The 6,858-nt window shown below is 59.1% G+C and carries 5 protein-coding genes and 1 other RNA gene; all 6 read left to right on the top strand.

Annotated elements, in window-relative coordinates:
- Nucleotides 1-189: 189 nt before the first annotated feature.
- The 6 genes from SBO83_RS18275 (at nucleotide 190) to SBO83_RS18250 (ending at nucleotide 6,853) form a co-directional block, all read left to right on the top strand.
- Nucleotides 190-277, top strand: a non-coding RNA gene (locus SBO83_RS18275) — RtT sRNA.
- 389 nt (nucleotides 278-666) lie between these two features.
- A complete protein-coding gene (locus tag SBO83_RS18270; RefSeq protein WP_396132470.1) occupies nucleotides 667-2,307 on the top strand; it encodes a TIGR04028 family ABC transporter substrate-binding protein in 1,641 nt (546 codons plus the stop codon).
- 16 nt (nucleotides 2,308-2,323) lie between these two features.
- Complete coding sequence (locus SBO83_RS18265) at nucleotides 2,324-3,268, top strand: ABC transporter permease (RefSeq protein WP_034791598.1); 945 nt, start codon at nucleotides 2,324-2,326, stop codon at nucleotides 3,266-3,268.
- On the top strand, nucleotides 3,265-4,140 hold the full coding sequence (locus SBO83_RS18260) for an ABC transporter permease subunit (RefSeq protein ID WP_396132469.1): 876 nt from the start codon (nucleotides 3,265-3,267) through the stop codon (nucleotides 4,138-4,140). Before SBO83_RS18265 ends, SBO83_RS18260 begins: the two co-directional genes overlap by 4 nt.
- Nucleotides 4,137-5,789: a dipeptide ABC transporter ATP-binding protein gene (locus SBO83_RS18255; protein WP_396132468.1), complete on the top strand. Its 1,653-nt coding sequence runs from the start codon at nucleotides 4,137-4,139 to the stop codon at nucleotides 5,787-5,789. Before SBO83_RS18260 ends, SBO83_RS18255 begins: the two co-directional genes overlap by 4 nt.
- A gap of 23 nt (nucleotides 5,790-5,812) precedes the next feature.
- Nucleotides 5,813-6,853: a putative FMN-dependent luciferase-like monooxygenase gene (locus SBO83_RS18250; protein ID WP_353502698.1), complete on the top strand. Its 1,041-nt coding sequence runs from the start codon at nucleotides 5,813-5,815 to the stop codon at nucleotides 6,851-6,853.
- The last annotated feature ends 5 nt before the right edge of the window (nucleotides 6,854-6,858 follow it).

Here is a 6,858-nt window from a genome sequence, read left to right as displayed (position 1 = left end):
TGCCTTCGCTTCAGGCTTCGAGCCTTTGGTCTCGAACCGTTCGCTCAGCGCCATTTTTGACTGCGGTTTTGAGGCATCTTGGCCGTGCCGTTTCAGTGGGTTTGGTTTTGGGGTTGTTTTTTACGGATTGGATGGAATGGTTCGGTGTAAATGCCAGTAGGTCGCGTTCAGAAGTGACGCCGAGGGAGTGGTTCGAGACCAAAGGCTCGAGCCGAGCGAAGCGAGACAGCGTTGCAAAGCAACGACCCGAAGGGCGAGGCCAGAGGCCGAGTAATCCCGAACTGAGGGGACCGCCTAAGCGGCGGCACTTCGCGACGATCACCGTGGCCGCTGAAACACGTCCATTCCAACCCTGCGCAGCCTCGATCTTTCAGCAGCAAAAAAACGCAGGATTCCAAAGGGTTTCGTTTAAAACCCTTTGGGCCAGTGTGGGCGGCGAGCCCACGACCTTGACCTTAAGAGCGGGTTTGGGCAGCCCCCCCAAAGCCCCCAAACATGGCTCAATGTTCAATACATTCCTATTGCCACTTTCTCGCTATTGATAGCTAAATTCCTTCGTTTATATCCATTTTAAAAAGGTTTGTTATAGAACCACTACTTTAGTTCTAAAGCCGTCACGGCGGACTTTGGTGGTGCTCACTTGCCAATAATAAAAAGGGTATATCCATGCAAAATATTCGCCGTTTGAACGCGGTTTCCCGCGCTCTGGCTTTAGGGCTTTTATTAACCACCACCAGCGCGGCTATGGCTGCTGACGGAACGCCAGTTCAGGGCGGCACCTTGATTTATCTTGAACAGCAGGCTCACACCAACTTATATCCACCAGCAGGCGGCTTCTATCCGAACGGCGGTATCCTTAACCAAATTACCGACAAGCTGACTTACCAGAACCCGGAGACGCTGGCGATTGAGCCGTGGATCGCTGAGTCATGGTCTTTCAATGCGGATAAAACCGAGTACACCTTTAAAATTCGCCCGGGGGTTACCTTCTCAGACGGCACGCCGCTCGATGCCAACGCCGTGGCGAAGAACTTCGACACTTACGGCTTAGGCAATAAAGAACATCACCTGCCAGTATCCGAAGTGATTAACAACTATGACCACAGCGAAGTGGTTGACCCACTTACGGTGAAATTCTTCTTCAAGAAATCCTCGCCGGGCTTCCTGCAAGGTACCGCCACCATTGGCTCCGGCTTAGTGTCGCTGAGCACGTTAAACCGCGATTTTGACTCGCTGGGCGATGCCACCCACATCATCGGCTCTGGCCCCTTTGTGGTCAGCAAAGAGACGCTGGGGCGCGAAGTCGATTTAACCGCGCGTAAAGACTACAACTGGGGGCCGAAAAACCTTAAGCAGCAGGGTCGCGCTAACCTTGATGGCATCAAAGTAATTGTCACCAATGAAGACAGCGTGCGCATTGGCGCGCTGCTGGCCGGTCAGGCTGATTTTATTCGTCAGGTTCAGGCTTATGACGAAAAACAGGCCAAAGACCAAAACTTCCCGATTTACGCTGCTCCGACTAAAGGCGTCAACGACGGCATCGCCTTCCGCCCTGATAATGCGCTGGTTTCTGATCTTCGCGTGCGTCAGGCGTTGCTGCACGCCACCAACTCTAAACAAGTGGTCGACACCCTGTTCTCCCCTAACTATCCACAAGCTACCTCGGTGGTGGCCAAAACCGCCGCGGGCTATGTGGATTTGAGCAACAAACTGACCTATGACCCGGCGCAGGCCAAAAAGCTGTTAGACGAAGCTGGCTGGAAAGCCGGGCCGAACGGCGTTCGCCAAAAAGATGGCAAAACCCTCTCTCTGACCGTGTATGAATCCCTGCCACAGCCGCAGAACAAAGAAGTGCTGCAACTGGTTTCCCAGCAGTGGGGTCAGGTCGGCGTGAAGCTGAATATCTTGGCGGGTGACGCCGGTAGCCGCGTGGCGGACAACCTCGACCCAGAGAAAACTGCCGCTTACGTGGTGGAAGTCGGCCGTGCCGATCCGGACGTCATCAAAAGCGCCTTCTACCCGACCAACCGCGACGTGCTGCTGCAAAAAGGCGGTTCAAGCAGCAAGGTGAAAAGCTTCCGTGACGACAAACTCAACGACCTGCTGACGGCGGTTTCTGCCGAAGTCGACCCGAAAAAGCGTCTGGCGCTGACTGGCGACGTGCAGAACTACCTGTTGGATCAGGCTTATGTCATTCCAATTTTCGAAGAACCGCAGGTGTTTGCCGGTGCTCCGTACCTCAAAGGCGTGAACTTTGAAGCCGTGGGCCGCCCAAGCTTCTACGGCGCATGGTTGGAAAAGCACTAACAGGCAGGAGTAGACAATGAGCCGATACTTTAGTGGTCGCATCGGGCAGGCAGTGCTGGTGCTGTGGGCGGCGTTTACCGTCTCCTTCATCCTGCTGCAAGTGCTGCCGGGTGACGCCATCCTTATCAAATTCCAGAATCCCGATATGGGACTCAGCCCGGCGCAGATCGCGGATATGCGCGCGGTGTACGGAGCAGATGTGCCGGTTTGGCAGCAATATCTGCACACACTGGGCAATTTCCTGCGCGGCGATCTGGGTTATTCGATTCAGGCAGGCGTGCCGGTGACGGAGCTGCTGAGCAGCAACTTCCCGCCGACGCTGCGACTGGCGGTACTCGGCTTTATCTTGGCGGCGGTGGTGGCGGTGGCCATCGCCTTCCTCTCCAGCCTGTTGCACTTCGGCTGGCTGAAGTCGGCATTCCAGTCATTGCCGTCGCTGTTTATTTCGATCCCAACCTTCTGGCTCGGCATTGCGCTGATCCAGTTCTTCTCTTTCCACTTACGCTGGATCCCGGTGATTAACCCGGGTGAATGGGTCGGGCTGATTCTGCCGATCGTTACGCTGGCGGTGCCGATTTCAGCCCCGCTGGCGCAAATTTTGATCCGCAGTATCGATCAGGTGCAGACCCAGCCCTTCGTGGCCGTCGCCCGTGCCAAAGGTGCGTCGCGCAGCGGCGTGTTGTGGCGCCACGTTGCGCGTAATGCCCTGCTCCCTGCCCTGACCATTGCCGGATTGCTGTTTGGCGAGCTGATTGCCGGGGCACTGATCACCGAAACCGTCTTCGGCCTTAACGGGCTGGGGCAGCTGACCCAGCAGGCGGTCAACAATCAGGATGTGGCGGTGTTACAGGCCATTGTGGTTATCTCCGCCGCCGCCTTTGTTGGCATCAACTTGTTGGTCGACTTGGTTTATCCGTTACTGGATCCGCGCCTTAAATCCACTGCCGGAGCGCACGCATGAGTAGCTTACCCATTGAGCAGTTAGGTCAGGAGAAAACACGCCTCGCGCCTCGCCCGAAAACCCGCAGCGCCCTGTTCACCCGCGTTAAGCCGGGGCTGATTCTGGCCTGGGCGGTGATGATCGTGGTGATTTTATGGGCCATCGCGCCGTGGCTGTTCACCTCTTATAGCGGCACGGAAGGCATTGCCGGGGCGCAGCGTCTGGCACCTCAGGCCGGACACTGGCTGGGCACCGACCAGCTGGGCCGCGATGTCTACGCACGCATTGTTTACGGCGCGTCGCACTCGCTGTCCGGCGCACTGGTTGCCGTGGCGCTGGGGCTGGTACTCGGCACCGCGCTCGGGCTATTCGCCGGCGCAGTTGGCGGCTTTGCCGATACTCTGGTGATGCGCATCGTTGACGTACTGCTGTCGATCCCCGGCCTGCTGCTGTCGCTTTCGGTCATTATTCTGCTCGGCTTCGGTACGGTTCACGCGGCAATCGCCGTCGGCGTCACCTCGATTGCCAACTTCGCACGCCTCGCGCGTTCAGAAGTGGTGCTGGTGCGTCACAGCGATTATGTCGAAGCGGCCTATGGCAGCGGCGGTACCTTCCTCGCGGTGCTGTGGCGGCATATTTTGCCCAACTCGCTGACTGCCGTGCTGGCCTTTTCCGCCCTGCAATTTGGCAGTGCGATTTTGGCAATTTCCACCCTGAGCTTCTTGGGTTACGGCACCCCGCCGCCAACCCCGGAGTGGGGCCTGCTGATTGCCGAAGGGCGTAACTACATTTCCACGGCATGGTGGTTAACCACCTTCCCCGGCATCGTGGTGGTGTTGGTGGTGCTTTCCGCCAACCGTATTAGCCAATCTTTCCGCAGGAGCCGTCGATGAGCCTGAATGTCAGCTTTAACCGCACCGCCGCCGAGCAGCGCACGCCGGTGCTGGCGCTGGAAGACGTCTCCATTGCTTACAGCAGCGGTACGCAGAGCCAGCGCGTGGTGCACAATGTCTCTTTCTCGATTTATCCGGGGGAAGTGGTGGCGCTGGTCGGCGAGTCCGGCTCCGGCAAAACCACTACCGCGCAGGCGATTATCGGCCTGTTGGCGGAAAACGGCCATTTGCAGGAAGGGGCGATTCGCCTTAATGGCACCGACATCAGCCAGTGGTCGCAGCGCCGCCTGGACGCGCTGCGCGGCGCGCGCATTAGCCTGATCCCGCAGGACCCGACCAGTTCACTCAATCCGGTGAAGACCATCGGCGCGCAGGTGGCGGAAATTTTGAACATTCACCGCCGCCTGTCGCGCAAGCAGCGCGACGAGCGCGTGGTGGAACTGCTGGCTCGCGTCGGCCTTTCCCACCCTGAGCTGCGCGCCAAGCAGTATCCGCACGAGCTGTCCGGCGGCATGAAACAGCGCGTGCTGATTGCCATCGCCATTGCGCTGCAACCGGCTTTAATCATTGCCGATGAGCCAACCAGCGCGCTGGACGTCACGGTGCAAAAGCGCATTCTGGATCTGATTGACGAGCTGCGTCAGGAGTTCGGCACCGCCGTGCTGTTCGTCACCCACGACCTCGCGGTGGCCGCCGAGCGCGCCGACCGCCTGCTGGTATTTCGTCACGGCAAAGTGCAGGAACAGGGCATTACCGCCGAGGTGCTTAGCGCGCCGAAAAGCGAATACACCCGCCAGCTGTTCGCAGATGTCCCCGCCCTCTCCGGCAGGCATCGCGCATCACTGCGCGCTACTGGCGGCGAAGCGATTTTGCGGGTTGAAAATCTGGTGAAGGACTTCTCACTGGGCGGCAAAGGCAAACCGGCTTTCCGAGCCGTGGATAATGTCTCCTTCACTATCGCACGCGGCACCACCCACTCGCTGGTCGGGGAGTCAGGCTCTGGCAAGACCACGCTGGCGCGTATTCTGCTCGGCTTCCAGCGGCCGGATTCAGGGGCGGTGTTAATCGACGGGCAGGATATTACCCAGCTGAAAGGCGAACCGCTGCGCCAGCTGCGTAAGCAGATTCAGCTGGTTTATCAGAACCCGTTTGCCTCTCTCGACCCTTCGCAAACGCTGTTTAGCGTTATTGAAGAGCCGCTGCTGAACTATGAACCTATTGCCGCCGACGAGCGCCGCCGCCGGGTGCACAGCATCGCCCAGCGCGTGGCCCTGCCGCTGGAACTGCTCAGCCGTAAACCGCGCGAACTCTCCGGCGGCCAGCGTCAGCGCGTGGCACTCGCCCGTGCGCTGATCCTCGAACCGAAGATTCTGGTGCTGGATGAAGCCACCTCGGCGCTGGACGTCACGGTGCAGGCGCAGATCCTCAGCCTGTTGCAGGAGTTGCAGGACTCCCTCGGCCTGACCTACCTGTTTATCTCTCACGACCTCGCCACCGTCCGGCAGATTTCGCACAGCGTTTCGGTGCTTAATCGCGGTCAACAGGTGGACTCCGGCGACGTCGAATCGGTGTTTGCTCATCCGGGCAGTGATTACACCAAAGAACTGATTAATGCGATCCCGGTCAATGGCCGTCATCGCGCTGCATAACTGAACAGCGTTAAGGAATTGAAATGAGTACAAAACGTCTTGGCTTTTTTACCCGTTTATTGGATGACGCCAGCCCGCAAGAGCGCTATCGCTTAGCCACTGAGCAGATCGTTTTTGCCGAACAGCAGGGGTTTGACGCGGCATGGGTGGCGCAGCACCACTTCCACGAAGCCGAGGGCGGCCTGCCCGCACCGCTGGTGTTTCTGGCACAGGTTGCGGCGCACACCCGTTTCATCCGTCTGGGCACCGGGGTGATCACGCTGGCGATGGAAAATGCGCTGCGCGTGGCCGAAGACACCTCGGTGCTGGATTTGCTCTCCGGCGGGCGTCTGGAAATTGGCTTAGGATCGGGCGGTACGCCGACCTCATTCCCGCCATTTGGCTTGGAAAGCAGCCAGCGCGGCGCGGTATTTAGCCACAACCTCAACACATTGTTACAGGCGTGGCGCGGCGAGCCGCTGGCTGGAACCGATAACCGTTTATACCCGGCTGCGCCTCAGCTGGTGAACCGCGTCTGGCAAGCCACGTTTTCCGTCGAAGGCGGCACGCGCGCGGGCTTGGCCGGTGATGGCCTGATGCTGTCACGCACCCAGCCGCGCCCGGCGGATGCGCCTAACCTGACGCTGGCCGAGATTCAAAACCCCATTATTGATGCCTACCTTGCCGCCCTGCCTGCGGGCGTCGAGCCGCGCATCATGGGCTCGCGCACCGCCTTTGTGACCGAAGACGGGGCCGAAGCGCGCCGACTGGCTGAGAAAGGCCTGCGCCGTCAGGCGGAGAACCATCGCGCCAATGGTCAGACGGTTCACGGCGACACCTTGGATGACCATATTCGCGCCTTTGACGCGCACATTGGCTCGCCGGATCAGGTGACGGCTTCCCTGAAACTGGACAGCGCGCTGGCGCGGGTGACCGACCTGTCATTCCAGGTTCACTCGATTGACCCGCCACACCCATACATTCTGCGCTCCATCGAACTGCTGGCCCGCCACGTCGCGCCAGAGCTGGGCTGGACGCGCCGCACGCCAAAATCCGTGACTTCACCTCTGCACGAACTTGTTTAAGGAAA

The sequence above is a fragment of the Ewingella allii genome (genome assembly GCF_044430645.1).
GTDB lineage: Bacteria > Pseudomonadota > Gammaproteobacteria > Enterobacterales > Enterobacteriaceae > Ewingella > Ewingella allii.
This window is presented reverse-complemented; position numbering and strand designations above follow the sequence as displayed.

What these genes read in the sequence shown, in the direction of transcription:
- SBO83_RS18250 (WP_353502698.1), top strand. Translation starts at nt 5,813, where the DNA reads ATGAGTACAAAACGTCTTGGCTTTTTTACCCGTTTATTGGATGACGCC.
- SBO83_RS18270 (WP_396132470.1), top strand. Translation starts at nt 667, where the DNA reads ATGCAAAATATTCGCCGTTTGAACGCGGTTTCCCGCGCTCTGGCTTTA.
- SBO83_RS18265 (WP_034791598.1), top strand. Translation starts at nt 2,324, where the DNA reads ATGAGCCGATACTTTAGTGGTCGCATCGGGCAGGCAGTGCTGGTGCTG.
- SBO83_RS18260 (WP_396132469.1), top strand. Translation starts at nt 3,265, where the DNA reads ATGAGTAGCTTACCCATTGAGCAGTTAGGTCAGGAGAAAACACGCCTC.
- SBO83_RS18255 (WP_396132468.1), top strand. Translation starts at nt 4,137, where the DNA reads ATGAGCCTGAATGTCAGCTTTAACCGCACCGCCGCCGAGCAGCGCACG.